The following is a 26,071-nucleotide window of genomic DNA, read 5'->3' as shown; positions in this document are numbered from 1 at the left end:
AGTCCCTGCGCGGCGGCGATCCAATTGGCCGGTCGTGCCGACCCGTCAGGCGCGGCGCTTCGACCCGCCCAGGGAGATGCGGCCGGCGCCCCCGCGCGGTCCGTGGCTCGCCGCCGCCACGGGACGGCGGGACAGGTCGTAGAGGACGTTCCCGACGAGGCCCGCGGTCCGCCGGAGGGTCGGGCCCTCGCAGGTCGCCGCGACGCGGACGCCGATCGCGTGGGTGTGACTGCGGCCGTAGAGCCAGACGGCGAGCCGGGCGCGCGTCGCCTCCGGGATCCCGTCGAGCAGAAGCGCGGCCCCGTCCGGGTCGGCCTTGATCAGGCGGCCGACCACGTCCGGTGCGACCGGGCAGTCGAGGGCCGGGTCGTCGATGCTGAGCGTTCGGTCCTGGGTCATGGTGGCCCTGACAGCGTGGAGCCGTCAGCGTGGGCAGTCTTGGTTAACGAAAGCTCACCACAAGTCGCAGCCCCGATCCGCCATTGCAGGTCGCGACGGGGGCGTTGCCGCGATGCAACCGCCACCCGCCCCGGATCCCGCGTCCTAGAGCGGCCGTCGGATCAGCCGGGCGATCAGGCCGACGATGCCCTCGCGGAACAGCAGCACGCAGAGCACGAAGACGCAGCCCTGGATGATCGTCACCCAGGCACCGAACTGCGCCAGATAGGTCTCCATCGTGACGATCACCAGCGCGCCGACGATCGGCCCGAACACCGTCCCCATGCCGCCGACGAGCGTCATCAGCACCACTTCGCCGGACATCGACCAGTGCACGTCGGTGAGCGAGGCGAGCTGGAAGACGATCGCCTTGGTGGAGCCCGCGAGCCCGGCGAGCGTCGCCGAGAGCACGAACACCGCGAGCTTGTACTGGCTGGCGCGGTAGCCGAGCGAGATCGCCCTCGGCTCGTTGTCGCGGATTGCCTTCAGCACCTGCCCGAAGGGCGAGTGGATGATCCGGTAGATCAGCAGCATCCCGGCCATGAACACGACGGCCACGACGGCGTACATCACCCGGTCGTCGGCGAGGCTGATCGCGCCGAACAGGTTGCCGCGCGGCACCGCCTGGATGCCGTCCTCGCCGCCGGTGAACTTCGCCTGCAGGGAGAAGAAGAACACCATCTGGGCGAGCGCCAGGGTGATCATCGAGAAGTAGATGCCCTGCCGGCGGATCGCCAGGGCGCCGAAGACCAGACCCAGCAGGGCGGCCGTGACCGTGCCGGCGAGGATCGCGAGCTCGGGCGTGAAACCCAGGCTCTTGGCCGTGTACGCGCAGAGGTAGCTCGCCATGCCGAAATAGGCGGCGTGGCCGAAGGAGAGCAGGCCGCCGTAGCCGAGCAGGAGGTTGAAGGCGAGCGCGAACAGCGCGAAGCACAGCACCTTCATCAGGTAGACGGGGTACAGGACGAGCGGTGCCACGACGAGCAGCACCGCGATGCCCACGAAGATGAGGCGGTGGAGCGCCTTGTCGTCCCGACTCGTCGGCACGGCGGCGGCGATCGGGGCGGCGTCGAGGGCGGCGGTGTCGGCCATGGGGGTGCCTCAGATCGCGATCAGGCCGTGCGCCCGAACAGGCCGGCGGGTTTGACGAGCAGCACCAGCACCATGATCACGAAGATCACGGTGGCGGACGCCTCCGGATAGAACACCTTGGTCAGTCCCTCGACGAGGCCCAGGGCGAAGCCCGTGATTACCGAGCCGATGATCGAGCCCATGCCGCCGATCACCACCACAGCGAAGACCACGATGATGATGTCGGCGCCCATGTTGGGATTGACCGAGTAGATCGGCGCAGCGAGCACCCCGGCGAAACCCGCGAGCGCGACGCCGAACCCGTAGGTCAGCGTCAGGAACAGCGGCACGTTGACCCCGAACGCCTGGACCAGGGTCGGGTTCTCGGTTGCGGCGCGCAGATAGGCGCCGAGCTTGGTCTTCTCGATCACGAGCCACGTCGCGATGCAGACGGTCAGCGAGGCGACCACCACCCAGGCGCGGTAGTTCGGCAGGAACATGAAGGGCAGGCGCTGGCCGCCGGACAGCTCGGCCGGGATCGCGTAGGGCAGACCCGACACGCCGTACTGGTTGCGGAACAGGCCCTGGATGATCAGCGCGAGACCGAAGGTCAGCAGCAGGCCGTAGAGGTGGTCGAGCTTGTGGAGCCGGGCGATGAGCACCCGCTCCAGCACGATGCCGAAGGCGCCCACCACGAGCGGTGCGAGCCCCAGCGCCCACCAGTAGCCGAGACCGACATAGGTGAGCAGCATCCAGGCCACGAACGCGCCCATCATGTAGAGCGCGCCGTGGGCGAAGTTGATGATGTTCAGGAGCCCGAAGATGATCGCGAGCCCGAGCGACAGGATCGCGTAGAACGAGCCGTTGATCAGGCCGAGCAGGAGCTGACCGAACAGGGCCTGCGTCGGCACACCGAAGATCGTGGTCATGGCCGGTCTCCGCGCCCCGAACCCACCGTCAGCCCTTCACCAGGGGGCAGTTGCCCTCGTTGAGCGGCCGGAAGACCTGGTCGCCGGGAATCGTCTCGAGCTTCTTGTAGAGGTCCCACTCGCCCTTCGACTCGGCGGGCTTCTTGACCTCGAACAGGTACATGTCGTGGATCTTGCGGCCGTCCGCGCGGATCACGCCCTTGCCGAACAGCGGGTCGTCCGTCGGCATCGCCTTCATCTTGGCGACCGTGGCGGCGCCGTCGGCGGTCGACTTCGTCTCGGCCACAGCCTTCAGGTAGTGGAGCACGTCCGAGTAGACGCCCGCATGGTTCGCGGTCGGCTTCGAGCCGTTCTTCATCTGCTTGGCGAACCGGTCCGAGAAGGCGCGGGTCTGGTCGTTCAGGTCCCAGTAGAACGGCTCGGTGAGCACCAGCCCCTGCGCCACCTTGGTGCCCAGCGAGTGCACGTCCGAGGAGAAGACCAGGAGGCCGGCGAGCGCCTGGCCGCCCTCGGTGATGCCGAATTCACCCGCCTGCTTGATCGCGTTGATCGTGTCGGTGCCGGCATTGGCCAGCCCGATCACCTTGGCGCCCGAGCCCTGCGCCTGCAGCAGGAAGGACGAGAAGTCCGAGGTCGGGAACGGCGTCTTCACCGAGCCGACGACCTTGCCGCCGTTCTTGGTGATGACCGTGCTGGTGTCGCGCTGGAGGGTCTGGCCGAACACGTAGTCGGCGGTGAGGAAGAACCACGTGTTGCCGCCGCGCTTGACCATCGCGCCGCCGGTGCCGTTGGCGAGCGCCACCGTGTCGTAGACCCAGTGGATGGTGTTCGGCGTGCATTGCGGGCCGGTGAGGTCGGCGGTGCCGGCGCCGGTATCGATGAAAACCTTGTTCTTCTCCTTGGTGACCTGGCTGATCGCCAGCGCCACCGAGGACGTCACGCCGTCCGTGATCATGTCAACGGCGTCGCGGTCGTACCATTGCCGGGCGATGGCCGCGCCGACATCCGGCTTGTTCTGGTGGTCGGCCGAGACGATCTCGACCTTCAGCCCGTGCTGCTCGGGCTTGAAATCCTCGACCGCGAGCTTCGCGGCCACGACCGAGCCCTCGCCACTGATGTCCGAGTAGGCGCCCGAGCGGTCGCCCAGGATGCCGATCTTCACGTTCGTCTGCGCGGCTGCGGTGCCCATCATCAGGGCGCCGGCGAGGGCGGCGAGGGTCACGGGCCGGGCGATGCGTCCGAGCATTTTCGTTTCCATCCTCCAGCGGCGCGGCGGATCTCCGCCGGCCGAATATCGAGTCGCCGTTTTCTGGCGCTTCTACGGTTTTCGCGTGCGAGATTCAGACGCCGAGATAGGCGTGCAGCTTGTCGATATTGGCGTCAAGCTCGGCATTGGGGATCATGTCGACCACCCGCCCCTGCTCGATCACGAAGTGCCGGTCCGCCAAAGTCTGGGCGAAGCGGAAATTCTGCTCCACCAGGACGATGGTGTAGCCCTGAGTCTTCAATTGCTGGATCGTCCGGCCGATCTGCTGGACGATGACCGGCGCGAGACCTTCCGTGGGCTCGTCGAGCAGGATCAGCTTGGCGCCGGTGCGCAGGATGCGCCCGATCGCCAGCATCTGCTGCTCGCCGCCCGAGAGCTTGGTGCCCTGGCTGCCGGCGCGTTCCTTGAGGTTCGGGAACAGCGTGTGGATGTCTGCCACTGACATGCCGCCGGGCTTCACCCGCGGCGGCAGCATCAGGTTCTCGTGGACCATCAGGCTCGCGAAGATGCCGCGCTCCTCCGGCACGTAGCCGATCCCGAGCCGGGCGATGTTCCGCGACGCCATCCGGACCGTCTCGACGCCGTCGTAGACGATCGAGCCCGAGCGCTTGCCGAGGATCCCGATGATCGCCCGGAGGGTCGTGGTCTTGCCCGCGCCGTTGCGGCCGAGCAGCGTGATCACCTCGCCCGCGCGCACGTCGATGTCGATGCCGTGGAGGACGTGGCTCTCGCCGTACCAGCCCTCGAGGCCGCGGACGGTCAGCAGCGCGTCGGTCGCGGCCGCCGGAGGTGTCTTCAGAGCCGCCTCAGGCATGTCCCGCCCCGATATACGCTTCGACCACGCGCGGATCCTTCGAGACCGTGGCGTAGTCGCCCTCGGCCAGCACCTGCCCGCGGGCCAGCACGGTGATCCGGTCCGACAGGGAGGCGACCACGGAGAGGTTGTGCTCCACCATCAGGATGGTGCGGTCCTTCGAGACCCGGCGGATGAGTTGCGCCGTGCGCTCGACGTCCTCGTGACCCATGCCGGCCATCGGCTCGTCGAGGAGCAGCATCTCCGGATCGAGGGCGAGGGTCGTGGCGATCTCGAGCGCGCGCTTGCGCCCGTAGGACAACTCGACCGCGAGCACGTCGGCGAAGTCGGAGAGGCCCACCGCCTCGACGAGGGCGAGCGCCTCGCCGTTCAGCGCGCGCAGGACCCGCTCGGGCCGCCAGAAGTCGAAGGAATCGCCGCGCCGGCGCCGCTGGAGGGCGATGCGGACATTCTCCATCACCGTGAGGTGCGGGAACACGGCCGAGATCTGGAACGAGCGTACGAGCCCGAGGCGGGCGACGTCCGCCGCCTTCAGGCCGGTGATGTCGCGGTCCTTGTAGCGGATCGTTCCCGCGGTCGGGATCAGGAACTTCGTCAGGAGGTTGAAGCAGGTGGTCTTGCCGGCTCCGTTCGGCCCGATGAGGGCGTGGATGGTGCCGCGCTCGACCTGCAACGCCACGCCGTTGACGGCCCGGAATCCGCGGAATTCCATCGTCAGGCCATCGGTCGCCAGGATTACATCCCGTGCCAAGCGTGTCCCTCCCGGGTTCGATTTCTTGCCGCCATATCGCCGATCCCAAGCCGCGCAGTCCATCGCAAACGCTCGTGGCGGCGCGACAATCCCCCGGGAGTGATATCAGTGGCCCTCCGTGTCACGACGGCCGCCGGACTGAACTTGACCGCGCCGCGCGCCGCACTTAACTCAGACAATTCGTCGAGTGGCTTTTCTGAGAGGTTTCGGCATGGGCGATCGCCCGGCCTACATCGCCGTCGACTGGGGCACGACGAACCGGCGGGCCTTCGCCGTCTCGGAAGCGGGCGTCATTCTCGACAGCCTGCACGACGAGCGTGGCGTCCTCGCCCTGTCGCCCGACGCCTATCCGGCGGAGATCGCGGCCCTGCGCGCGCGACTGGGCGCTGACCTCATCGTCGCCGTCGGCATGATCGGCTCCAACCGGGGCTGGCAGGCGGCGCCCTACGTGGCCGCGCCGGCCACCCTCACCGCCCTGGCCGAAGCCTGCCTCGAGCCCGCCCCGGGCGTCCGGATCGTCCCCGGCGTCGCTCTGCGGGGCGGTGGTCGCCCCGACGTGATGCGGGGCGAGGAGATCCAAGTCTTCGGGGCGATCGGAGCGGGCGTGGTGCCGGCGACGGCCCTGTTCTGCCAGCCCGGTACGCACAACAAGTGGATCGAGACCTTCGACGGGGCCATCACGGACTTCACCACCGTGATGACCGGGGAATTCTTCGCCCTCCTGCGGGCACACGGGATCCTGGCCGGGACGCTCGACGGCGCGATCGGGGATGGGGCCCCCTTCCGCGCGGGTGTCCGGCGCGGCCTCGCGTCCCGCAACCTCGCCGCCACCCTGTTCGAGGTTCGCTCCGGCCTCCTGCTCGACCGGCTCGCCCCGGAGGACGCGGCGGCCCATGCCAGCGGGATCCTGATCGGCGCCGATATCGGCACCCGGGACGACCTCCGGCGGCGCCCGGTCCATCTCCTCGGCGGCGGCCGCCTCGGGGCACTCTACGCCGCCGCCATCACCGAAGCGGGCGGGGATCCGGTGATCGTGCCGGACGGTTCAACCACGGCCGGTATCCACGCCATCTGGAGTCTGCGGGCATGACCATCCTCGACCGGTTCGAGGCGGCCTTCGCGGCCTGCCCCCTCGTCGCCATCCTGCGGGGGCTCACGCCGGACGAGGCACTCGCCGTGGGGGAGGCGCTGGTCGGAGCCGGGTTCACCCTCGTCGAGGTGCCCCTCAACTCGCCGGACCCGCTCCGGAGCATCGCGACGCTCGCCGAGCGCCTCGCCGGGCGGGCGCTGGTCGGGGCCGGCACGGTCCTGACGCCGACTCAGGTCGGCGAGGTCGCCGCTGCTGGCGGAACCCTCGTGGTATCGCCAAACGGCGATCCGGTCGTCATCGGCGCCACCGTCGCGGCGGGCCTTGTCTCCCTTCCGGGCTATCAGACGCCCACGGAGGCTTTCGCGTGCCTGGCGGCGGGAGCAACTGCGCTGAAGCTGTTCCCGGCGGATGTCGCGACGCCCCTGGCGCTCCGGGCGCATCGCGCGGTCCTTCCGCCGGACACGCGGGTTCTGGCCGTCGGCGGAGTCTTGCCCGAGACCATCGCGGGCTGGCGGCAGGCGGGCGCCGATGGATTCGGTCTCGGGTCCAATCTTTACCGGCCCGGGAAGGCGGCGGCCGACGTCGCCCGCGACGCCGCGGCCTACGTGGCGGCGTTCGAGCGCTCGGCCTGAAGACACCGACGGCGGGCCGTCCGGTCGGGCCGAGCAGACACGGCAGAGCGTGTCAGCCGCGCCCCCTGACCTTCGCGCGATGCGCGCCTCCGCAGGCGGCCTGACCGCGCCTTTGCGACCGGTTCACAGCGCGATCGCCGCCGCGTCGTCGCGGTCGGCCACTTCACCGGCGAGGCCCGACCGCGGGTCGCAGGCTGGCGGGGTGTCGCGCTATCGGCGGTTCGCGATCTCGCGGGCCGGCCGGTCGGATCGGTCGACCACCGTCCGGCACGCGCCGCTCAGCGACACCCGCTTCTCGCGGAGGCAGAGTGTGATCGCCCCCGCGTTCGGGATCTGGGCAGCGCACAGGCGCATCACGTCCGGCGTGCAGGCGGCCCGGTCCGCGCCGGTCTCCGCGAGCGCGGGCGCCGTGCCGACCAGGACCGCGAGGAGGGCGAAAGTGGCGGACTTCATCAAGGATGTCTCCTGAGCGGATCGGGGCCGCAAGCGGCCAAGCCTCGGCGTCCGGCGAGAACGCCGAGGCCGGAAAAGATATCCCGTCGTGCTTGTTTCAATCTGACGCAGGTTCGCGGCCGCGGAGCGAAAGGCCGCTGACGTCACGGACGTATCGCCGGTGCGATCGCACCGGTCGTCGCAGGCTCGACCAGAGCCGCGCCGACGACCGGTTGTGATCTCTGGCGATCGAGCTTGTCCGCCGAGACGAGGGCGGCGGCGATCAGGGCCGACACCGCCAGCGTCGCCTTCACCACGTCCCAGACCCGCGCGAGCATGGTCGATCTCCAACGGCGTCATCGAGTGCGAGCAGCGGATCCGCCTCATCAATCCGCCTGCCCCGCATCCTCGACCGGAGCCCTTCCCAAAACCTTTCCCGTGAACCCGAGGACTGCATATCGACCGTCGCGTGATGCAATCCGGTCTCACCCCGAGAACTCGCGCAGATTTCCCGCGCAGCATCTCACGCGAGCGTCGATCCCGCGGCCGCCTCGGCGGCCAGCGCCTCGAAGACCAGGGCGTGACGGCGCGCCAGGGCCTCGACATCGTGCGTGTACCCGCCGCCAATCACCGCGGCGAGCGCGATCCCACGGGCGCGGGCCTGCGCCACGACGTAGCGATCGCGGGCGAGCAGTCCGTCATCGGTGAGGCAGAGACGGCCGAGACGGTCGTCCCGATGGGGATCGACGCCCGCGTTATAGAAGACGAGATCCGGCGCGAACGCGTCGAGGAGCGGCGGCAGGCGGGCGCGCAGGACATCGAGATAGGCGGCGTCGTCGAGCCGGTCGGGCAGGCCGATGTCGAGGTCGCCGGCGATCTTCTGGGCCGGGTAGTTGTTCTCGCAATGGATCGAGAGCGTGAACAGGTCGGGACTGAGGGCGAGGCAGTCCGCGGTCCCGTCGCCCTGATGCACGTCGAGGTCGACCACGAGGACGCGCCGGACCAGACCTTCGGCCTGGAGGGTGCGGGCCGCCACCGCGACATCGTTCAGCACGCAGAAACCGGCGCCCTGCCGGCGCCGCGCGTGGTGGCTGCCGCCGGCGGCGCTGCCCGCGAGGCCTTCCGCGAGGGCGAGGCGCCCGGCCAAGAGGGTGCCGCCCACCGAGGCGCGGGAGCGGCGGACAAGGGCGGCGTCGACCGGCAAGCCGATCGCCCGCTCGATGCCCCGGCCGACATCGCAGGCGAGCACCGCGTCCACGTAGGCCGGATCGTGGGCGCGTAGCAGGATCTCGGCACTGGCGGGCTCCGGCGTGACGAAGCCTAGGGGCGCCAGACCCTTGGCGACCAAGGTCTCGGCGAGCAGGCCGTACTTGCGCATCGGGAACCGGTGGCCTGACGGGAGCGGCGCCTCGTAGGCCGGATGGAAGGCAATCGGCGGGATCACGCGGGCCGGCCCAGATCAGCCAGGAGGCACCGGGCCAGTGCCTGACCGCTGTCGTAGGCCGCCTCGATCCGGGCGCCGAGGCACCAATCCCCGCCTGCCCCGAGACGCAGGTCCGGATCGTACAGGCAGGGTTGCTCCAGGGCGGTCTCGACCTGGGCGTAGCGCCAGCGATGTGCCTCCGCGTGGGACGGCCGGAGCGTGGCGCCGAGGACGTCCTCGGCCGCTCCGAGAAGCGCGGCAATGACCGCCTCGCGCGGGGCCTCGAGATGTCCGCGGGACCAGGCGGGCGTCGCGTGCACCGTGAGCCGCGAGCCGGCAGGCCTCCCGGGCTTCGCGGAATCGTGCGCGATCAGGCCGATCGGATCGGTCCGAGGCTGGACGAGGACATCCCGTGGTCGCGTCTCCGTCGTCACCATGAGCGACCAGCACGGCGCATAGGTGGCGCGCCGGACACCGGGCAACGCGACGCCCGATGCCTCGAGCAGCGTCGTGACCTGAGGGGCCGGGAAGGTGATCGCGACGGCGTCGAACGGGCCGTGCACGGTGCCGGCCGCGTCCTCGAGGTGCCAGCGCGCTCCCTGCCGTCGAAGCCGCACGACGGTCGTCGCGCTCGATACCGGAAGGTCCGAGAGCAGGGCGCGGACGGGCTCCGTCATGCCCGGCACGCCGACATGGCGGTCGGAGCCGGCCCAGGGCGCGACGATGCCCAGCCGCGTCCACCGGCCGAGCTCGGCCGCGAAGGCGGGCCCGCGCGCGCGCATGAATTGCGCGCCGTGGTCGAACTGCATCTCACCGACCCGCCGGGTCGCCATGCGTCCCCCGACCCCGCGCCCCTTGTCGAAGACCCGGACGCGGAGGCCCGCCTCGGCCAGCCGGCGCGCGGCGGCCGCGCCTGCCATGCCGGCTCCGAGGACCGCGACAATTCCGTGCTCGTTCACGCCCCTGCCCCGTCTGAACGACCGGCCCCGCCGCCGCGTGAGGGCGAAGATAGGGGCCGAGCCACGCGGCGTCAGAGCGACGGAATCGCGCTCGTCATGGACGGGACCTGTGTTCGCGGCGCGGATACGGTCCGGCTGTCCGGCGAAGTCCCGCGGCGATGGGTGGCGCCGTGGTGCGGGTAGAGGGAATCGAACCCCCACGCCTTGCGGCTGGCGATTTTGAGTCGCCCGCGTCTACCAATTCCGCCATACCCGCGTGCCAGCGCTCTTCGCATAGGTCGGCGGCTCCGGCCAAGTGTTGTTTTGCGTCGGTCGGCGATCTGGCCAAGGCGGGGCGCCTATGCTCAAAGGGCGGCCGATCTCATAATCCGGGACCTTGAATGCTCCGCCGGCTCTACGCGTGGATCCTGGCCCTCAGTGACCGGCCATCCGCGCCCTACGCGCTCGGTGCTGTGGCCTTCGCCGAAAGCTCCTTCTTTCCGGTTCCACCGGACGTGATGCTCGTCCCGATGGCGGTCGCCCGGCCGGATCGGGTCTGGTTCTACGCCGCGATCACGACGGTCGCCTCGGTCCTCGGCGGTCTGGTCGGCTACGCCATCGGAGCCCTGCTGTTCGACTCCGTCGGTGAGTGGCTCATCCGCCTCTACGGCTTGCAGAACTCGGCCGCCACCTTCCAGGACTCCTACGCGCGCTACGGCCACTGGGTGATCCTGCTGAAGGGGCTCACGCCGATCCCCTACAAGCTCGTGACGATCACGTCGGGTTTCGCGCATTACAGCCTGTTCTGGTTCACGATCCTGTCGATCGTGACCCGCGGAGCCCGCTTCTTCATTCTCGCCGGATTGCTCGGCCGCTACGGTGTCCAGATTCGCGGCGTGCTCGACCGGCACCTGAACGCGGTCGCGGCGATCTCCGTCGCCGTCATCGTCCTCGGCTTCCTGCTCTTCAAGGTGATCCTGTAGCGATGAACACGGCGGCTGCCCTGCGCCTCAAGACCGCTGGCCTCTGGCTCGCGATCGCCTCCGCCCTCACCGTCGGGGCCGCGCTAGTCCTCCAGTACGGATACGGCTACGCGCCGTGCAAGCTCTGCCTGACCGAGCGGCTGCCCTACTACGCCGCCGTGCCGCTGGGCCTGCTGGCCCTGTTCCTGCCGGAGCGCTTGGCGCGGATCGCCCTCGGGCTCGCGGCCCTCGGCCTGCTCTACGGGGCCGGGATCGGGGTCTACCACGCCGGCGCGGAATGGGGCTTCTGGCCGGGACCCGCCGATTGCGGCGGCGGCACCGGCGCCAATCCGGGCCAGGTCGGCGACTTCCTCAACAGCCTGCAGACCACGAAGGTGGTCGACTGCTCGGTGGCCGCGCTCCGGGTGCTGGGCGTGTCGCTCGCCGGCTGGAGCGCCGCGATCTCGGCCGTGCTGGCCTCCTTCGCGGGGACCGCCGCGCTGCGTCCCTGACGCGCGCGGACCGGCGAGGCCGATCAGTTCCGGTCGTCGGGCAGGATCGGAATCGCCGCCACCTCGATGCCCTCGTCGATCAGGGCCCGCGCCTCCGCGGGGCTCGCCTCACCGTAGATCGAACGCCCTTCCGCCTCGCCGTAGTGGATCTTGCGCGCCTCCTCGGGGAAGCGCGCCCCGACATGCTCGGCATTCGCCACGACGTGCTCCCGGAGCGCGCGCAGCATCGCCCGCATCTGACGTTCCGGCTCGGCGATCATGGTCACCGGCGCCTCCGCCTTCGGGATCGGCGGCGGCGCGCGCTCCCGATCCGTGCGGGCGACGCTTGGCACCATCAGTGCCTTGCTGACCTTGGCGCTGTCGCAGACCGGGCACGTCACGAGGCCGCGCGTGACCTGCGTGTCGTAGGAATCGGAGGACGGGAACCAGCTCTCGAAGCCGTGCCCGGCATCGCAGACGAGACTGTACCGGATCATTCTGTTGCTTGCTGTGGTGACTACTGCGCGGCGCGAGTCCGCGGACCGACGCGCTCGACGGTGAAGGGCCGGCCGTGCTGCAGCGAGGGAATGCGGGCCCGGGCCTCCGCGACCTGCGCGAGGTCGATCTCCGCCAGGATGATCCCCGGCTCGTCCCCGCCGGCATCGGCCAGGACCCGGCCCCAGGGATCGACGATCAGCGAGTGGCCGTAGGTCTCGCGCCCGTCCTCGTGCCGACCGCCCTGCGCCGCCGAGATCACGAAGGCGCCGGTCTCGATGGCCCGGGCCCGTTGCAGGACGTGCCAGTGGGCCTCGCCGGTCTGCCGGGTGAAGCAGGCGGGGGCCGTCAGCACGTCCGCGCCCGCCTCGGCGAGGGCGCGGTACAGCGAGGGGAAGCGGATGTCGTAGCAGATCGTCAGGCCGAGCGTGGCCCACGGCGTCTCGGCCAGCACCGCGCGGGCGCCACCGGAATAGGTCGCGGATTCCCGCCAGCGCTCGCCGCTCGGCAGGTCGACGTCGAAGAGATGCAGCTTGTCGTAGGAGGCCAGGATCTCCCCGTCGGCGCCGATCAGGTAGGCGCGGTTGGCGATCTTGTCGCCGGCCCTGACCGCGATCGAGCCGATCTGGACGACCGTTCCGGTCTGACGCGCGGCCTCGCGGAGCGCCGCCAGGGTCGGGTCCTGCTCCTCGGTGGTGACGTGGGCGAACAGACGCTCGCGGCTCCGCTCCACCAGGGACGTCATCTCGGGAGTCTGCACGTAGGCCGCGCCCCGCGCCGACGCCTCGCGCACGCCCGCCACGGCCGCGTCGCGATTGGCGGCAGGGTCGCGCCCCGACCGCATCTGCACGCAGGCAGCCGTGAAGCGGGGCTCAGGCATCGGCCGTGTCCTTGAGCAGCGGGTCGAGCTTGCCGGCGCGATCGAGGGCGTACAGGTCGTCGCAGCCGCCGACATGCGTGGCGCCCACGAAGATCTGGGGAACGCTGGTGCGGCCGCCGGCGCGCTCGACCATGGTGGACCGGGCGCCCTGCACGCGCTCGACGTCGATCTCCTGGAAGGCGACGCCCTTCTCCTTCAGCAGGCTCTTGGCCGCCGAGCAGTAAGGACACCAAGCCGTGGTGTAGATTGTGACCGGCTGCATCGCGATCGTCGTCCCGCGCGTGAACTCGGGACATATAGGAGCGCGGGGCGCGCCTTGCCTATGCCCGTGTGGTCACAGGGCAACGCGCGCGCGCCGTCGACGAAGCACCGGCAGGATCAGGCGGCCAGGAGCTTCTCGACCTCGTTGACGAGGTCGCGGAGGTGGAAGGGCTTCGACAGGACCTTGGCGTCCTTCGGGGCCTTCGAATCCGGGTTGAGGGCGACCGCCGCGAAGCCGGTGATGAACATCACCTTGATGTCGGGATCGAGCTCGGTGGCGCGGCGGGCCAGCTCGATGCCGTCCATCTCGGGCATCACGATGTCGGTCAGCAGCAGCTCGAACGGCTCCTCGCGCAGCCGGTTGTAGGCGGAGAGGCCGTTGTCGAAGGACAGGACATCGTAGCCCGCGTTCTGCAGCGCCTTGGCCAGAAACCGGCGCATGTCGTTGTCGTCTTCCGCCAGCAGGATTTTCATCGGCCGGATCCGAGCCTTCGAGTCGAGAAGTTGATCCCATAAAGGGAGGCGATGGTAAACAAGGTGTTAGGATGGAGCGCGCAGCCGCCGCCGCGTGTCTCCCGGGCGACTGCGTCGGCCGCCGGTGCGGAGTGGACAGGCGATCGATCGCACACCACAGTGAGCGCCTGCCGTCCTCGTTCAACCGCCGGGGTGTCCACCAGCCGATGACTGCAACCGAACCGGTACAGCCAGACGCCTTCGGATTTGCCCCGGCCTTCGTGGTCGACGAGCCCGCGGCGCACACCCTGCCTTTCGTCTTCAATACCGGTCATTCCGGGGCCGTCTACCCCCCCGACTTCATCGCGGCCTCGCGGCTCGACGCGCTGACCCTGCGCCGCTCCGAGGATGCCCACGTCGACCGCCTGTTCGGATCGGTCGTCGGACTGGGCGCGCCGCTCCTGCGGGCCAACTTCCCCCGCGCCTTCCTCGACGTGAACCGGGAGCCCTACGAACTCGACCCGCGCATGTTCGAGGGGCGCCTGCCGCCCTTCGCCAACACCCGGTCGATGCGCGTCGCGGGCGGTCTCGGGACCGTGCCCCGGGTCGTCGCCGACGGCCAGGAGATCTACGCCCGGCGCCTGCCGGTCGCCGAGGCGACCGCCCGGATCGAGAGCCTGTACAAGCCGTATCATCGCGCGCTGCGCGGACTGGTCCAGCGCACGGCGCGCACCCACGGCCACTGCATGCTCGTCGATTGCCACTCGATGCCGTCCTCGAGCCTCGGCCGCGATCCGGACATGAAAGCCGACGTGGTGCTGGGCGACCGCTACGGCACGGCGTGCGCACCCGTCCTGATCGACGGATTCGAGGCCGCGTTCCGGGCCCGGGGTTTCCGCGTGGTCCGCAACAAGCCCTACGCCGGCGGCTTCATCACGGAGCATTACGGCGAGCCGAACCTCGACCGCCACGCGCTCCAGATCGAGCTGAACCGGGGTCTCTACATGAACGAGGCCAGCCTCGCGATGACGGCGGGCTTCCCGGCACTGGTCGAGGCGCTGCGCGGCGTCGTCGCCGATGTCGCCAAGGACCTCGACGATCTCGTCCCCCGCCGGATGGCCGCGGAATAGGGGCGCTGTCCCGACCGTTCACGAAGAAGAGCGGCGGTATACCGGAAAGAAAAAAGGCCACTCCCGAAGGAGCGGCCCGAAGTCTAGGGAGGAAACGCCCAAGAAGGGCAGCGAGACCGCGACGCCATCGCGATCTCGCAACGCACAAACTAAAGTGCGCCGCACAAGAAGCAAGCGCAATTCGCCCGCCGCGGCCGCTCTGCGCGCATACCTGAAGCGCGTTCTCTGGCCGCCGCGCGTCGCCGCGTGCAGGCGTAGCTCGGACGAGAGCGAGAACCGATGCGGTCACACGTGTCGCCTAGCGGGGCGCGGTGATCGGATCCGCGCCCGCAGCGCCGTTCAGCCCTGGCTCTTGAGCAGCTTCTCGATCTCGGCCCGCAGGGGTCCTGCGAGATCGTTCCGCTCAAGGGCGTAGGCGAGATTCGCCGTGAGGAAGCCGAGCTTCGAGCCGGTATCGTAGGTCCGGCCCTCGTAGCGCATGCCGTAGAACGCCTGCTTCTCCATCAGGTCGATCATGGCGTCCGTGAGCTGGATCTCGCCGCCCGCGCCCTTCTTGCCGTGCTCGAGGATCCCGAAGATCTCGGGCTGGAGGATGTAGCGCCCGGAGATGATGAAGTTCGACGGCGCCGTGCCCTGCTTGGGCTTCTCGACCATCCCGGTGATCTGGAAGGACTGGCCGTAGGTCTCGCCCACGCTGACGATGCCGTACTGGTGCGTCTCCTCGGGCGCCACCTCCTCGACGGCGATGATGTTGCCGCCGTGGCGATCGTAGGCGGCCAGCATCTGCTGCATACAGCCGCGGCTCAGCATGTCGGGGAGCAGCACCGCGAAGGGCTCGTCGCCGACGATCTCGCGGGCGCACCACACCGCGTGGCCGAGGCCGAGTGGCGCCTGCTGGCGGGTAAAGCTGGTCTGGCCGGCCTTCGGCAGGTCCTTCTTCAGCTCTTCATAGGCGGCCGTCTTCCCGCGCTCCTGAAGGGTGTGGTCGAGCTCGAACGCGATGTCGAAATGGTCCTCGATCACCGCTTTGCCGCGGCCGGTGACGAAGATGAAGTGCTCGATCCCGGCCGCGCGCGCCTCGTCGACGACGTGCTGCACCACTGGCCGGTCGACGACCGTGAGCATCTCCTTCGGGACCGCCTTCGTGGCGGGCAGGAAGCGCGTGCCGAGGCCCGCGACGGGGAGGACGGCCTTGCGGATCGGTTTCATCGAGCGGTAACCCCGGAACTGGATGGAACGACGTGGTCAGCTGTGCGGTCAGTGAGATAGCTTAACGCGAGCCGTCGCAAGCATGTACATCGTTAGTATGAGGCGGCGGGGCGTAAATTTCCCGTCTGCAAAGGCGTAAGCAGTTGCCGGGATGGCGGCAGTGAGGGCGAGATGGCGGTTCTGGTGACGGGGGGTGCCGGCTACATCGGCAGCCACATGGTGCTGGCGCTCCTCGACGCCGGCCATGAGGAGGTCGTCGTCCTCGACGATCTCTCCACCGGCTTCGACTGGGCGGTCCCAGAGGGTGTGAAGCTCGTCGTCGGCGACGTGGCCGACCAGGCCCTCGTGACACAGACCATCCTGCAGCACCGCATCGATGCCCTGGCCCACTTCGCCGCCAAGATCGTCGTGCCCGAATCCGTAGCCGACCCCCTGGGCTACTACCTCGCCAACACGGTGAAGACCCGCGCGCTGATCGAGGCGTCGGTGCGTGCCGGCGTCAAGAATGTCATCTTCTCCTCGACCGCGGCCGTCTACGGTGAGCCCGAGGCCTCGCCGGTTCCCGAGGACCTGCCGCTGAAGCCGATCAATCCCTACGGCCGCTCGAAGCTGATGAGCGAGTGGATGATCGCCGACGCCGCCGCGGCGCACGGCTTCTCCTACGTGGTCCTGCGCTACTTCAACGTCGCCGGCGCGGATCCGGAGGGACGGTCCGGCCAGTCGACGCCCAACGCCACGCACCTGATCAAGGTGGCCACGCAGGCAGCGCTCGGCCAGCGCGCCCGGCTCGACGTCTTCGGGACCGACTACCCGACCCCGGACGGGTCGTGCCTGCGCGACTACATCCAGGTCTCGGACCTCGCGGAGGCGCATCGCCTCGCCCTCGACCATCTGCGCTCCGGTGGCGAGAGCCTGACGCTGAACTGCGGCTACGGGCGCGGTTATTCGGTCCTCGAGGTCGTCGAGGTCGTGAAGCGGATCTCGGGCCGCGACTTCGAAGTGCGGCTGTGCCCGCGCCGGCCCGGCGATCCGGCCCAAATCGTCGCCGAGGCGGCGCGCATCCGCGATCGCCTGGGCTGGCAGCCCCGGCACGACGACCTCGACGCCATCGTCGGCCAAGCCCTCGCCTGGGAAGAACGCCTGGAGAAGCGCAATCGGATCTGACCGGATGCATTCCCGTCGATGGATCCTGGCCGCGGCGGCGTGCCTCGCGACCGGCCCGGCCCGCGCCGAGGACGCCTTCCGGGCGTTCGTCGAGGCCCTGCGTCCGGACGCGGCGGCGCGGGGCGTCTCCGCCGCGACCTTCGACGCGGCGTTCCGCGGGATCACAGGACCTGATCCCGGTATCCTGGCGCGAACCCGCCGCCAGAGCGAGTTCAGCCGGCCTGTCTGGGAGTACCTCGTCGGCGCGGTCTCGGCCGGCCGCATCGCGCGCGGTCGCGACCGCGCCGCCACCCTCGCGTCGACCCTGACGGCGATCGAGGCCCGCTACGGCGTTCCGGGTCCGGTGGTGATGGCGTTCTGGGGCGTCGAGTCGGATTTCGGAGCGAGTGCGGGCAGCGTCCCGACCGTCCGGGCGCTGGCGACGCTCGCCGAGGCGCGGCACCGCGGCAGCCTGTTCCGCGACGAGCTCCTCGCCGCCCTCACGATCCTGCAGCGCGGCGACATCGCGCCCGACCGGATGAGCGGCAGCTGGGCTGGCGCGATGGGTCAGGTGCAATTCCTGCCCTCCACCTACCTGGCCCACGCGGTCGACTTCGACGGCGACGGCCGGCGCGACATCTGGACCAGCGCGGCGGATTCGCTGGCCTCGATCGCCGCCTATCTCAAGGATCTCGGCTGGAATCCGACCTTTTCCTGGGGCTACGAGGTGCGCCTGCCGAAGGAGTTCGACCTGAGCCGCTACGCGGGCGATCTCGCGAGCTTCGCCGAGCGCGGCGTTCGCCGCACCGACGGGCAGCCGCTGCCGGGGGCCGGGCGCGCCAGCCTGTTCCTGCCCGGAGGCCTCGGCGGGCCGGTCTTCCTGATCACCGATAATTTCGAGGTGGTCCGGGGCTACAACACATCGGATTCCTACGCGCTGGCAGTGGGTCACCTTGCCGACCGCCTCGCCGGCGGTCCGCCGCTGGCCGCGCCGTGGCCCGCCGGAGCCCGCCTCGACGGGCCGGGCCTCCGCGCCCTGCAGACCGGCCTCGCGGCTTCCGGCTTCTACGACGGGCCGACGGATGGACGCGCGGGCCCGAAGCTGCGCGAGGCGGTGCGGCGCTATCAGATCAGCGTCGGATTGCCGGCCGACGGGTACGCGACGCCGGCCCTGCTCGCCCGCGTGGCCGGGAAGGCAGCGCCGCGACGCTGAGCCCGGCGAGAGGTTTAGACCCGCGCGCGGCTTCCACCTATAGTGGCCGCGGTCCGAACGGGCCCGGTTCGGCGTAAAGCGTACGGGATGCGCATGGTCCTCGCTCGTCGGCGTCCTTCGGAACGCCCCCTCATCCTCGGGCTCTCGGTCCTGTTGGGGCTCGCGGAGGTGTCGACCTTCGGGGGCGGTCCGGCCTGCGCGCAGTGGGGCGACAGCTACCAGCAGCAGCAGGGCGGCACCTATTACCAGGCGCCGCCGCGCCGGCGGCCGCGGGACGCCTATTACCGCGACGACGGGACGTCCGGGCGCCAGCCCCGCTACGCACCGCAGCAGGAGGCGCCGCGCCAGTTCTACTGGCCCTGGGAGGACAGGCCGCAGCCGGTGGCGCCGCAGCCGGAGCGCACCTACCGGGCCCCGCGCCAGCGAACCAATCCCTACGCGACCGGAGAGGCGCAGCGTCCGCCTCCCGCGGTGAAGCGGCGGGTCCGTCCGGCCCGGGCGCCGACACCGCCGAAGCCCGCGGTCGCCAAGACCGAGCCGAACGTCCAGATCGCCGTCTTTGGCGATTCCCTCGCCGACCATCTCGCCAAGGGCCTCGACGACGTGTTCGAGGACAATGCCGACGTCGCCGTGATCGACCGCGCGAAGGGCGACAGCGGTCTGGTGCGCAAGGACGTGGTCGACTGGCCGAAGGTCGCGCAGGACTACCTCCAGAGCAACGCGAAGGTGCGCTACGCCCTGGTGATGTTGGGCGCCAACGATCGGCAGCCGATCCGCGAGGGCGACGAGACGGCCGATCCCCTCACGGACCGCTGGCGCGCCCTCTACCGCGCCCGGGTGGAGGCGCTGGCGAAAGTCTTCACCGACCGCAAGATCCCGCTGATCTGGGTCGGGCTGCCGCCGGTCCAGAGCGAGTCCCTGAGCCGGGACCTCGCTTCCCTGAACGACATCGTCCGGGACACCGTTACCAAGGCCGGCGGGACCTACGTCGATATCTGGCCGGGCTTCGTCGACGACCGGGACCGGTACGCCGCGTCGGGCCCGGATCCGGAAGGCCAGATCGCCAAGCTCCGTACCGCGGACGGTGTCCATTTCACCAAGGCGGGCGATCGGAAGCTGGCCCACTTCGCCGATGTCGAGCTGAAGCGGCTGATGGGCGCGGTGCCGGGCACGGCCGAGCCGTCGCCGACCGCGACCGTGGCGCCGACCGCACCGCCCGCGACACCCGGGCCGAGCCTCGACGGTACCGCGCCGGCCACCGATACCGCAGCGATCGATCGTCAGATCACCGCGATGCTGCCGAGCCTGCCGGAGCCGCCCGGCGTGCCGGCGCTCCCGGTGAAGCCCGCGGCCGGCCCCGTGGTACCGTTGAGCCGGAGCGAGGTGTCGCCCGGCGGCGCGCTGCTGAATGGGCGTCCGCGCGATCCGGACAATTCCGGGACCGTGGAGCGGACGCTGCTGCGCGGCAACGCGCCGATGCCGCAGCCCGGCCGAGCCGACGATTTCCGCTGGCCGCCGGGCTGAGCCGGGCGGGCCCTTCGCGCGCGCTCAGCAGGCCGTCAGCGCGGCAGGACGCTCGCGCCCATCAGCATCTCGTCGATGGCGCGCGCCGCCTGACGGCCCTCGCGGATCGCCCAGACCACCAGGGACTGGCCGCGCCGCATGTCGCCGGCGGCCCAGATCTTCGCGTCCGACGTGCGGTAGTCGTCCTCGTTCGCCTCGACATTGCCACGCTTGTCGACGCCGACCCCGGACTGCTCCAGCAGACCCTTCTGGACCGAGCCCGCGAAGCCGATCGCCATGAAGACGAGGTCGGCCGGCAGCACGAACTCGGTGCCGGCGATCGGCTGGCGCTTGGCATCGACGCGGGCGCAGACCACGCCGGTGAGCTGGCCCTTCTTGTTCCCCTCGAGCCGCAGGGTCGCGGCCTGGAACTCGCGCTCCGCGCCCTCCGCCTGGCTGGACGAGGTCCGCATCTTGGTCGGCCAGTAGGGCCACACGGTGAGCTTGTCCTCCCGCTCCGGCGGGCGCGGGCGGATGTCGAGCTGCGTCACCGACAGGGCCCCCTGGCGGAACGCGGTGCCGACGCAGTCGGAGGCGGTGTCGCCGCCGCCGATGACCACCACGTTCTTGCCGGCGGCCAGGATCGGCTGCTCGCCGTTGCCGCGCATCGGCTCGGCGCTCACGCGCCGGTTCGACTGGACGAGGTAGGGCATCGCGTAGTGGACGCCCTCGAGGTCCTGGCCGGGAAGCTGCGGGTTGCGCGGATCCTCGGCGCCACCGCAGAACATCACGGCGTCGAACTCGGCCTTGAGCTCGTCGACCGACTTCGTCACACCGATGTTCTGGTTGTAGTGGAAGACGACGCCCTCGGCCTCCATCTGGCGCACGCGCCGGTCGATGTGGCGCTTCTCCATCTTGAAGTCCGGGATGCCGTAGCGGAGAAGGCCACCCGCCTTCGGCTCGCGCTCGAACACGTGGACGTCGTGCCCGACGCGGGCGAGCTGCTGCGCCGCCGCCATACCGGCCGGTCCGGAGCCCACGATCGCGACGCGCTTGCCGGTGCGGGTCTGCGCCGGCTCGGGCTTCACCCAGCCCATGTTCCAGGCGCGGTCGGCGATCGCCTGCTCGATCGTCTTGATGGCGACCGGCTGGTTCTCGAGGTTGAGCGTGCACGCCTCCTCGCAGGGCGCGGGGCAGACGCGGCCGGTAAACTCCGGGAAGTTGTTCGTGGAGTGGAGGTTGCGGGACGCCTCCTCCCAATCCGACTGGAAGACGAGGTCGTTCCAGTCCGGGATCTGGTTGTGGACCGGGCAGCCCGTCGGCCCGTGGCAGAACGGGATGCCGCAATCCATGCAGCGCGCGGCCTGTTTCGTCAGGTCGTGCTCGTCGAGCGGGAGCGTGAACTCGCGGAAGTGCCGGACCCGGTCGGCGGCGAGCTGGTACTTCTGCTCCTGCCGGTCGAACTCGAGGAAGCCTGTGATCTTGCCCATTGGTCAGCCCCTGGGCCGGCCAGTCTCTGACTGCGCTGCCCGCGTCGTCGTCTCGTGTGGGTGCGTGACCGGGCGGGAGCCCGCCCGGTCTCAGGAAGTCGCCTACTCGGCGGCCACCGGCATCCGCGCCATCTCCATCTCGCGAAGCGCCCGGCGGTACTCCACCGGCATCACCTTCACGAACTTGGTGCGGTAACCGCTCCAGTCGTCGAGGATCGCCTTGGCGCGGGGGCTGCCCGTGTACTTGAGATGGTTGGTGATGAGCTGCGTCAGCCGCTCCTCGTCGTGCCCGGACATGTCGGCCAGGATGTCGACCCGCCCCTTGGTCTCCAGGTCGCCGTCCTGATGGAAGCGACGCATCAGGTCGTCCTCCTCCTCGACCGGCTCCAGGTCGACCATCGACAGGTTGCAGCGCGCCGAGAAGGAGCCGTCCTCATCGAGCACGTAGGCGATGCCGCCCGACATGCCGGCCGCGAAGTTGCGCCCGGTCTCGCCGATCGACACGACCACGCCGCCGGTCATGTACTCGCAGCCATGGTCGCCCATGCCCTCGACCACCGTGATCGCGCCGGAGTTCCTGACCGCGAAGCGCTCGCCCGCGGAGCCGCGGATGTAGCACTCGCCCGCGATCGCCCCGTACAGCACGGTGTTGCCGACCATGATCGTCCGGTCCTGCGGCGACTTCAGCGCGTCGCTCGGCCGGATGATCAGCTTGCCGCCCGACAGGCCCTTGCCGACGTAGTCGTTGCCGTGGCCAGTCAGCTCGACGGTCACGCCGGCCGCCACCCAGGCGCCGAAGCTCTGGCCCGCCGTGCCGGCGAGCTTCACCACGATCGTGTCGTCGGGCAGGCCCTCGTGGCCGTGCGCCTTGGCGACCATGCCGGAGAGCATCGCGCCCGCGGCCCGGTCCGAGTTCCGGATGGTGTCGGTGATGACCACCGGCTCCCCGGTCTCGATCGCGTGCTGCGCCTTCTCGATGAGGCGCCGGTCGAGGACCGTGTCGATCGGGTGGTGCTGCACCTCCACGTGGCGGATCGCCGTGCCCTCGGCCACCTTCGGCCGGTGGAACAGCTTGGTGAAGTCGAGCCCGCGCGCCTTCCAATGGGCGATGGCCTCGACCTTGTCGAGCACGTCGGAGCGGCCGACCGCCTCCTCCAGCTTCGTGAAGCCGAGCGAGGCGAGGATCTCCCGCACCTCCTCGGCCACGAAGAAGAAGTAGTTCACCACGTGCTCGGGCGTGCCCTTGAAGCGCTTGCGCAGCACCGGATCCTGGGTGGCGACCCCCACCGGGCAGGTGTTCAGGTGGCACTTGCGCATCATGATGCAGCCGGCGGCGATCAGCGGGGCCGTCGAGAAGCCCATCTGGTCGGCGCCGAGGAGCGCCGCGATGATCACGTCGCGCCCCGTCCGGATGCCGCCGTCGGCCTGCAGGGCGACGCGCCCGCGCAGGTTGTTGAGCACCAGCGTCTGCTGGGTCTCGGCCAGCCCGGTCTCCCAGGGTCCGCCCGCGTGCTTGAGCGAGGTCAGCGGCGCCGCACCCGTGCCGCCGTCGAAGCCCGAGATCGTGATGTGGTCGGCGCGCGCCTTGGCGACACCGGCCGCGACCGTGCCGACGCCGACCTCGGAGACGAGCTTCACCGACACGTCCGCCGACGGGTTCACGTTCTTCAGGTCGAAGATCAGCTGGGCCAGATCCTCGATCGAGTAGATGTCGTGGTGCGGCGGCGGCGAGATCAGGCCCACGCCCGGGGTGGCGTAGCGGACCTTGGCGATCTTGGCGTCGACCTTGTGGCCGGGCAACTGGCCGCCCTCGCCGGGCTTGGCGCCCTGCGCGACCTTGATCTGCATCATGTCGGAATTGACGAGGTACTCCGTCGTGACGCCGAAGCGCCCGGAGGCGACCTGCTTGATCGCGGACCGGCGCGAGCGCCCGTCCGGCAGCGGCTTGAACCGCTCGACCTCCTCGCCGCCCTCGCCCGAGTTCGAGCGGCCGCCGAACGAGTTCAGCGCGATGGCGAGCGTCTCGTGCGCCTCCTTGGAGATGGAGCCGTACGACATGGCGCCCGTGGCGAAGCGCTTGACGATCTCGGAGGCCGGCTCGACCGAGTCCAGCGGGACCGGCGCGCGACCGAGCTCGGCGGCGGACTTGATGCGGAACAGGCCGCGGAGCGTCTTAAGCTGGTGCTCCTGGCGGTTCACCAGCTCGGCGTATTCGCGGTAGCGCTCCGGCACGTTGAGGCGCACCGCGTGCTGCAGCGTCGCCACCGTGTCGGGCGTCCAGGTGTGGGTCTCGCCGCGCAGGCGGTAGGCGTACTCGCCGCCGACATCCAGGGCGTTCCGGTAGACCGGCGCGTCGCCGAAGGCGTCGCGGTGTCGGCGCGCGGTCTCCTCGGCGATCTCCGCCATGCCGACGCCCTCGATGGTCGTCGCCGTGCCGAAGAAGTCGCGGCCGACGAAGGTCGAGTTCAGGCCGACCGCGTCGAAGATCTGCGCGCCGCAATAGGACTGGTAGGTGGAGATGCCCATCTTGGACATCACCTTCAGCAGGCCCTTATCGATCGCCTTGATGTAGCGGTAGATGATCTCGTCGTCGGTGAGGTCCGGCGGGAACTCGTCCTTCATGTCGAGCAGCGTCTCGAAGGCGAGGTACGGGTTCACCGCTTCGGCGCCGTAGCCGGCGAGACAGGCGAAGTGGTGCACCTCGCGCGGCTCGCCCGACTCGACCACGAGGCCGACCGAGGTCCGGAGCCCCTTGCGGATCAGGTAATTGTGCACGGACGCCGTGGCCAGCAGCGCCGGGATCGGGATCCGATCCGGCCCGACCGCCCGGTCGGTGAGCACGATGATGTTGTAGCCGCCGCGCACCGCCGCCTCGGCGCGGTCGCAGAGGCGGTCGAGCGCCCCGTCCATGGCCGCCGCGCCGGTCTCGGCCGGGTAGGTCATGTCGAGGGTCTTGGTGTCGAACCGATCCTCGAAATGGCCGATCGAGCGGATCTTCTCCAGATCGGCGTTGGTGAGGATCGGCTGGCGGACCTCCAGGCGCTTGCGCCGGGACGCACCCTCCATGTCGAGCAGGTTCGGCCGCGGCCCGATGAACGAGACGAGGCTCATCACGGCCTCCTCGCGGATCGGGTCGATCGGTGGGTTCGTGACCTGCGCGAAGTTCTGCTTGAAGTAGGTGTAGAGGAGCTTCGACTTCTCGGAGAGGGCCGAGAGCGGCGTGTCCGTGCCCATGGAGCCGACCGCCTCCTGGCCGGTGACGGCCATGGGCTGCATCAGCAGCTTGAGATCCTCCTGCGTGTAGCCGAAGGCCTGCTGGCGATCGAGCAGGCTCACGTCGCCGCGGGACTCGCGCGGCTGAACCGGTCGCAGGTCCTCCAGGACGATCTGGGTGTTCTTCACCCACTCGGCGTAGGGATGCGCGGCGGCGAGCTCGCCCTTGATCTCCTCGTCGGAGACGATGCGGCCCTTCTGCAGGTCGATCAGCAGCATGCGGCCCGGCTGCAGGCGCCAGGACTGGACGATCTTCTCGTCCGGGATCGGCAGGGTGCCCATCTCGGAGGCGAGCACCACGAGGCCGTCGTCGGTGACGATGTAGCGCGCCGGGCGCAGGCCGTTGCGGTCGAGGGTGGCGCCGATCTGGCGGCCGTCGGTGAAGGCCACGGCGGCGGGACCGTCCCACGGCTCCATCAGGGCGGCGTGGTACTCGTAGAAGGCGCGCCGCTCCTCGCTCATGAGCGGGTTGCCGGCCCAGGCCTCCGGGATGAGCATCATCATCGCGTGGGCCAGCGGGTAGCCGCCCTGCACGAGGAACTCGAGGGCGTTGTCGAAGCAGGCCGTGTCGGATTGGCCCTCGTAGGAGATCGGCCACAGCTTCGAGATGTCGTTGCCGAACAGGTCGGAATCGACGCTCGCCTGGCGGGCCGCCATCCAGTTGACGTTGCCGCGCAGCGTGTTGATCTCGCCGTTATGCGCGACCATCCGGTAGGGGTGCGAGAGCCGCCAAGTCGGGAAGGTGTTGGTGGCGAAGCGCTGGTGGACGAGGGCGATCGCCGAGACGAAGCGGTCGTCCTTCAGGTCCAGGAAGTAGCCGCCGAGCTGCGTGACCAGCACCATGCCCTTGTAGACGATGGTCCGGGTCGAAACGGAGACCGGGTAGAACTCCTTCACCCGCGGGTCGTCGAGGCCGTAGACCTTGTTGGAGATCACCTTGCGGGCGACGTAGACCCGGCGCTCGAACGCGTCCTGGTCGGTGACCGAGGCGGGCCGGCCGATGAAGACCTGACGGTGGTGCGGCTCGGTCGCCTTCACGGCGTCGCCGAGATCCTCCGGATCCACCGGCACGTCGCGCCAGCCGAGGAGCGGCAGGCCCTCGGCGGCCAGGGACGATTCGACGATCTCCTGGATGATCGCCCGCGGCTCCTCCGCCTTCGGCATGAAGAACTGTCCGATGGCGTACGAGCCCGCCGGCGGCAGCTCGAAGCCGAGGCGCGAGCACTCCTCGGCGAAGAAGCCGTGCGGGATCTGCGTGAGGATGCCGCAGCCGTCGCCCATCTTGGGATCGGCGCCCACCGCGCCGCGATGATCGAGGTTCTCCAGGATCTTCAGACCCTGCTCGACGATCGCGTGGGTCCGGCGGTCGTGCATGTCGGCGATGAAGCCGACGCCGCAGGCGTCGCGCTCGTGGGCCGGATCGTAGGAACCCTGGGCTTTCGGGAGGGCGGGGTCGCGCACGATGAGCGGCATCGCGCCGCCGCGCGGGGCGGCAGCCTGGGCCGTGGACGCAGCAAACTCTTCGGCGGGTCTGCGTTGTGACATGCTTCGTCTCGTCCTTCCCTCGAACCCGTCCGCAGCCAAGAACCCGCGAGCATGTTTCATGCCCGCAAGCCGTCGGCGCCACGCGCCCGGCCTCTTGCCGCAGGCCATCCGGCCGGTCCGGGAGGACACGTCCGTCGGCCTGCGTTCATCGAGGACCCGGACCGCTCGGAGAGCGGTGCGCTGGCGCGCCCGTGTCCGTCTGCCGAAACTTCTCGCCCGCGCGCGAGACGGCGACGGC

25 protein-coding genes and 1 tRNA gene are annotated in these 26,071 nt (G+C 70.0%); 8 read left to right on the top strand and 18 right to left on the bottom strand.

Features of this window, described 5'->3' with window-relative positions:
- Window positions 1-45: 45 nt before the first annotated feature.
- From H288_RS0104700 to H288_RS0104675, 6 genes are all read right to left on the bottom strand, one after another.
- Window positions 46-399 carry a hypothetical protein gene (locus tag H288_RS0104700; protein ID WP_020091438.1) on the bottom strand — a complete coding sequence of 118 codons (354 nt, stop codon included), beginning with the start codon at window positions 397-399 and terminating at the stop codon, window positions 46-48.
- Window positions 400-543: 144 nt separating this feature from the next.
- The gene (locus H288_RS0104695; RefSeq protein WP_020091437.1) at window positions 544-1,530 is read right to left on the bottom strand and encodes a branched-chain amino acid ABC transporter permease; all 987 of its coding nucleotides are present in this window, start codon (window positions 1,528-1,530) and stop codon (window positions 544-546) included.
- 20 nt (window positions 1,531-1,550) lie between these two features.
- Window positions 1,551-2,438, bottom strand: coding sequence for a branched-chain amino acid ABC transporter permease (locus H288_RS0104690; protein WP_020091436.1), 888 nt, complete (start codon window positions 2,436-2,438; stop codon window positions 1,551-1,553).
- 28 nt (window positions 2,439-2,466) lie between these two features.
- The gene (locus H288_RS0104685; RefSeq protein ID WP_020091435.1) at window positions 2,467-3,684 is read right to left on the bottom strand and encodes an ABC transporter substrate-binding protein; all 1,218 of its coding nucleotides are present in this window, start codon (window positions 3,682-3,684) and stop codon (window positions 2,467-2,469) included.
- A gap of 94 nt (window positions 3,685-3,778) precedes the next feature.
- Window positions 3,779-4,519 carry an ABC transporter ATP-binding protein gene (locus tag H288_RS0104680; protein ID WP_020091434.1) on the bottom strand — a complete coding sequence of 247 codons (741 nt, stop codon included), beginning with the start codon at window positions 4,517-4,519 and terminating at the stop codon, window positions 3,779-3,781.
- Complete coding sequence (locus H288_RS0104675) at window positions 4,512-5,270, bottom strand: ABC transporter ATP-binding protein (RefSeq protein WP_026604669.1); 759 nt, start codon at window positions 5,268-5,270, stop codon at window positions 4,512-4,514. Before H288_RS0104675 ends, H288_RS0104680 begins: the two co-directional genes overlap by 8 nt.
- Before the next feature lie 211 nt (window positions 5,271-5,481).
- On the opposite strand from H288_RS0104675, the gene H288_RS0104670 reads away from it, so the two are divergent.
- Both H288_RS0104670 and H288_RS0104665 read left to right on the top strand, forming a co-directional pair.
- Window positions 5,482-6,360 carry a 2-dehydro-3-deoxygalactonokinase gene (locus H288_RS0104670; protein WP_020091432.1) on the top strand — a complete coding sequence of 293 codons (879 nt, stop codon included), beginning with the start codon at window positions 5,482-5,484 and terminating at the stop codon, window positions 6,358-6,360.
- Window positions 6,357-6,992: a 2-dehydro-3-deoxy-6-phosphogalactonate aldolase gene (locus tag H288_RS0104665; RefSeq protein ID WP_020091431.1), complete on the top strand. Its 636-nt coding sequence runs from the start codon at window positions 6,357-6,359 to the stop codon at window positions 6,990-6,992. The genes H288_RS0104670 and H288_RS0104665 overlap by 4 nt, the downstream gene beginning before the upstream one ends.
- A 210-nt stretch (window positions 6,993-7,202) precedes the next feature.
- Here the strand turns inward: H288_RS0104665 and H288_RS0104660 are convergent, their stop codons facing one another.
- The 5 genes from H288_RS0104660 to H288_RS0104640 all read right to left on the bottom strand — a co-directional run bounded on the left by H288_RS0104660 (window position 7,203) and on the right by H288_RS0104640 (window position 10,062).
- Window positions 7,203-7,445 carry a hypothetical protein gene (locus tag H288_RS0104660; protein WP_020091430.1) on the bottom strand — a complete coding sequence of 81 codons (243 nt, stop codon included), beginning with the start codon at window positions 7,443-7,445 and terminating at the stop codon, window positions 7,203-7,205.
- Window positions 7,446-7,588: 143 nt separating this feature from the next.
- Window positions 7,589-7,762 (bottom strand): hypothetical protein, encoded by a 174-nt coding sequence (locus H288_RS35565; protein ID WP_020091429.1) that lies wholly within the window; start codon window positions 7,760-7,762, stop codon window positions 7,589-7,591.
- Between the two features lie 185 nt (window positions 7,763-7,947).
- Window positions 7,948-8,865: a histone deacetylase gene (locus H288_RS0104650; RefSeq protein ID WP_026604668.1), complete on the bottom strand. Its 918-nt coding sequence runs from the start codon at window positions 8,863-8,865 to the stop codon at window positions 7,948-7,950.
- Window positions 8,865-9,806: an NAD(P)-binding protein gene (locus H288_RS0104645; protein ID WP_103984716.1), complete on the bottom strand. Its 942-nt coding sequence runs from the start codon at window positions 9,804-9,806 to the stop codon at window positions 8,865-8,867. Before H288_RS0104645 ends, H288_RS0104650 begins: the two co-directional genes overlap by 1 nt.
- Before the next feature lie 171 nt (window positions 9,807-9,977).
- Window positions 9,978-10,062, bottom strand: a tRNA-Leu gene (locus tag H288_RS0104640).
- 124 nt (window positions 10,063-10,186) lie between these two features.
- Here H288_RS0104640 and H288_RS0104635 point away from each other — a divergent pair.
- Both H288_RS0104635 and H288_RS0104630 read left to right on the top strand, forming a co-directional pair.
- Complete coding sequence (locus tag H288_RS0104635) at window positions 10,187-10,768, top strand: YqaA family protein (RefSeq protein ID WP_020091426.1); 582 nt, start codon at window positions 10,187-10,189, stop codon at window positions 10,766-10,768.
- A gap of 2 nt (window positions 10,769-10,770) precedes the next feature.
- Complete coding sequence (locus H288_RS0104630) at window positions 10,771-11,259, top strand: disulfide bond formation protein B (protein WP_020091425.1); 489 nt, start codon at window positions 10,771-10,773, stop codon at window positions 11,257-11,259.
- Window positions 11,260-11,282: 23 nt separating this feature from the next.
- On the opposite strand, the gene H288_RS0104625 is transcribed toward H288_RS0104630, so the two are convergent.
- The 4 genes from H288_RS0104625 to H288_RS0104610 all read right to left on the bottom strand — a co-directional run bounded on the left by H288_RS0104625 (window position 11,283) and on the right by H288_RS0104610 (window position 13,348).
- The gene (locus H288_RS0104625) at window positions 11,283-11,735 is read right to left on the bottom strand and encodes a DUF1178 family protein (RefSeq protein WP_020091424.1); all 453 of its coding nucleotides are present in this window, start codon (window positions 11,733-11,735) and stop codon (window positions 11,283-11,285) included.
- A 20-nt stretch (window positions 11,736-11,755) separates the two neighbouring features.
- Complete coding sequence (locus H288_RS0104620) at window positions 11,756-12,613, bottom strand: carbon-nitrogen hydrolase family protein (RefSeq protein WP_020091423.1); 858 nt, start codon at window positions 12,611-12,613, stop codon at window positions 11,756-11,758.
- Window positions 12,606-12,875 (bottom strand): glutaredoxin 3, encoded by a 270-nt coding sequence (grxC, locus tag H288_RS0104615; protein WP_020091422.1) that lies wholly within the window; start codon window positions 12,873-12,875, stop codon window positions 12,606-12,608. The genes H288_RS0104620 and grxC overlap by 8 nt, the downstream gene beginning before the upstream one ends.
- Window positions 12,876-12,991: 116 nt before the next feature.
- On the bottom strand, window positions 12,992-13,348 hold the full coding sequence (locus tag H288_RS0104610) for a response regulator (protein ID WP_003603128.1): 357 nt from the start codon (window positions 13,346-13,348) through the stop codon (window positions 12,992-12,994).
- A gap of 206 nt (window positions 13,349-13,554) precedes the next feature.
- On the opposite strand from H288_RS0104610, the gene H288_RS0104605 reads away from it, so the two are divergent.
- Window positions 13,555-14,457 carry an N-formylglutamate amidohydrolase gene (locus H288_RS0104605; protein ID WP_026604666.1) on the top strand — a complete coding sequence of 301 codons (903 nt, stop codon included), beginning with the start codon at window positions 13,555-13,557 and terminating at the stop codon, window positions 14,455-14,457.
- A 339-nt stretch (window positions 14,458-14,796) separates the two neighbouring features.
- Here the strand turns inward: H288_RS0104605 and galU are convergent, their stop codons facing one another.
- On the bottom strand, window positions 14,797-15,666 hold the full coding sequence (gene galU / locus H288_RS0104600; RefSeq protein ID WP_020091420.1) for a UTP--glucose-1-phosphate uridylyltransferase GalU: 870 nt from the start codon (window positions 15,664-15,666) through the stop codon (window positions 14,797-14,799).
- Between the two features lie 171 nt (window positions 15,667-15,837).
- On the opposite strand from galU, the gene galE reads away from it, so the two are divergent.
- From galE to H288_RS0104585, 3 genes are all read left to right on the top strand, one after another.
- Window positions 15,838-16,830, top strand: a complete 993-nt coding sequence (gene galE, locus H288_RS0104595) for a UDP-glucose 4-epimerase GalE (protein WP_020091419.1) — start codon at window positions 15,838-15,840, stop codon at window positions 16,828-16,830.
- 4 nt (window positions 16,831-16,834) lie between these two features.
- Complete coding sequence (locus H288_RS0104590) at window positions 16,835-18,022, top strand: lytic murein transglycosylase (RefSeq protein ID WP_020091418.1); 1,188 nt, start codon at window positions 16,835-16,837, stop codon at window positions 18,020-18,022.
- An 87-nt stretch (window positions 18,023-18,109) separates the two neighbouring features.
- Window positions 18,110-19,546, top strand: a complete 1,437-nt coding sequence (locus H288_RS0104585) for an SGNH family hydrolase (RefSeq protein WP_026604665.1) — start codon at window positions 18,110-18,112, stop codon at window positions 19,544-19,546.
- Window positions 19,547-19,581: 35 nt separating this feature from the next.
- Here the strand turns inward: H288_RS0104585 and H288_RS0104580 are convergent, their stop codons facing one another.
- Together H288_RS0104580 and gltB are read right to left on the bottom strand one after the other, a co-directional pair.
- A complete protein-coding gene (locus H288_RS0104580) occupies window positions 19,582-21,015 on the bottom strand; it encodes a glutamate synthase subunit beta (RefSeq protein ID WP_020091416.1) in 1,434 nt (477 codons plus the stop codon).
- Window positions 21,016-21,117: 102 nt separating this feature from the next.
- A complete protein-coding gene (gene gltB, locus H288_RS0104575) occupies window positions 21,118-25,833 on the bottom strand; it encodes a glutamate synthase large subunit (protein WP_026604664.1) in 4,716 nt (1,571 codons plus the stop codon).
- Between the last annotated feature and the right edge of the window lie 238 nt (window positions 25,834-26,071).

Origin of the sequence: Methylobacterium sp. 285MFTsu5.1 (assembly GCF_000383455.1) — a bacterium.
Classification (GTDB): Bacteria; Pseudomonadota; Alphaproteobacteria; order Rhizobiales; family Beijerinckiaceae; genus Methylobacterium.
The sequence above is the reverse complement of the archived record's forward strand: the minus strand, read 5'-3'. Positions and strand labels throughout refer to the sequence as shown.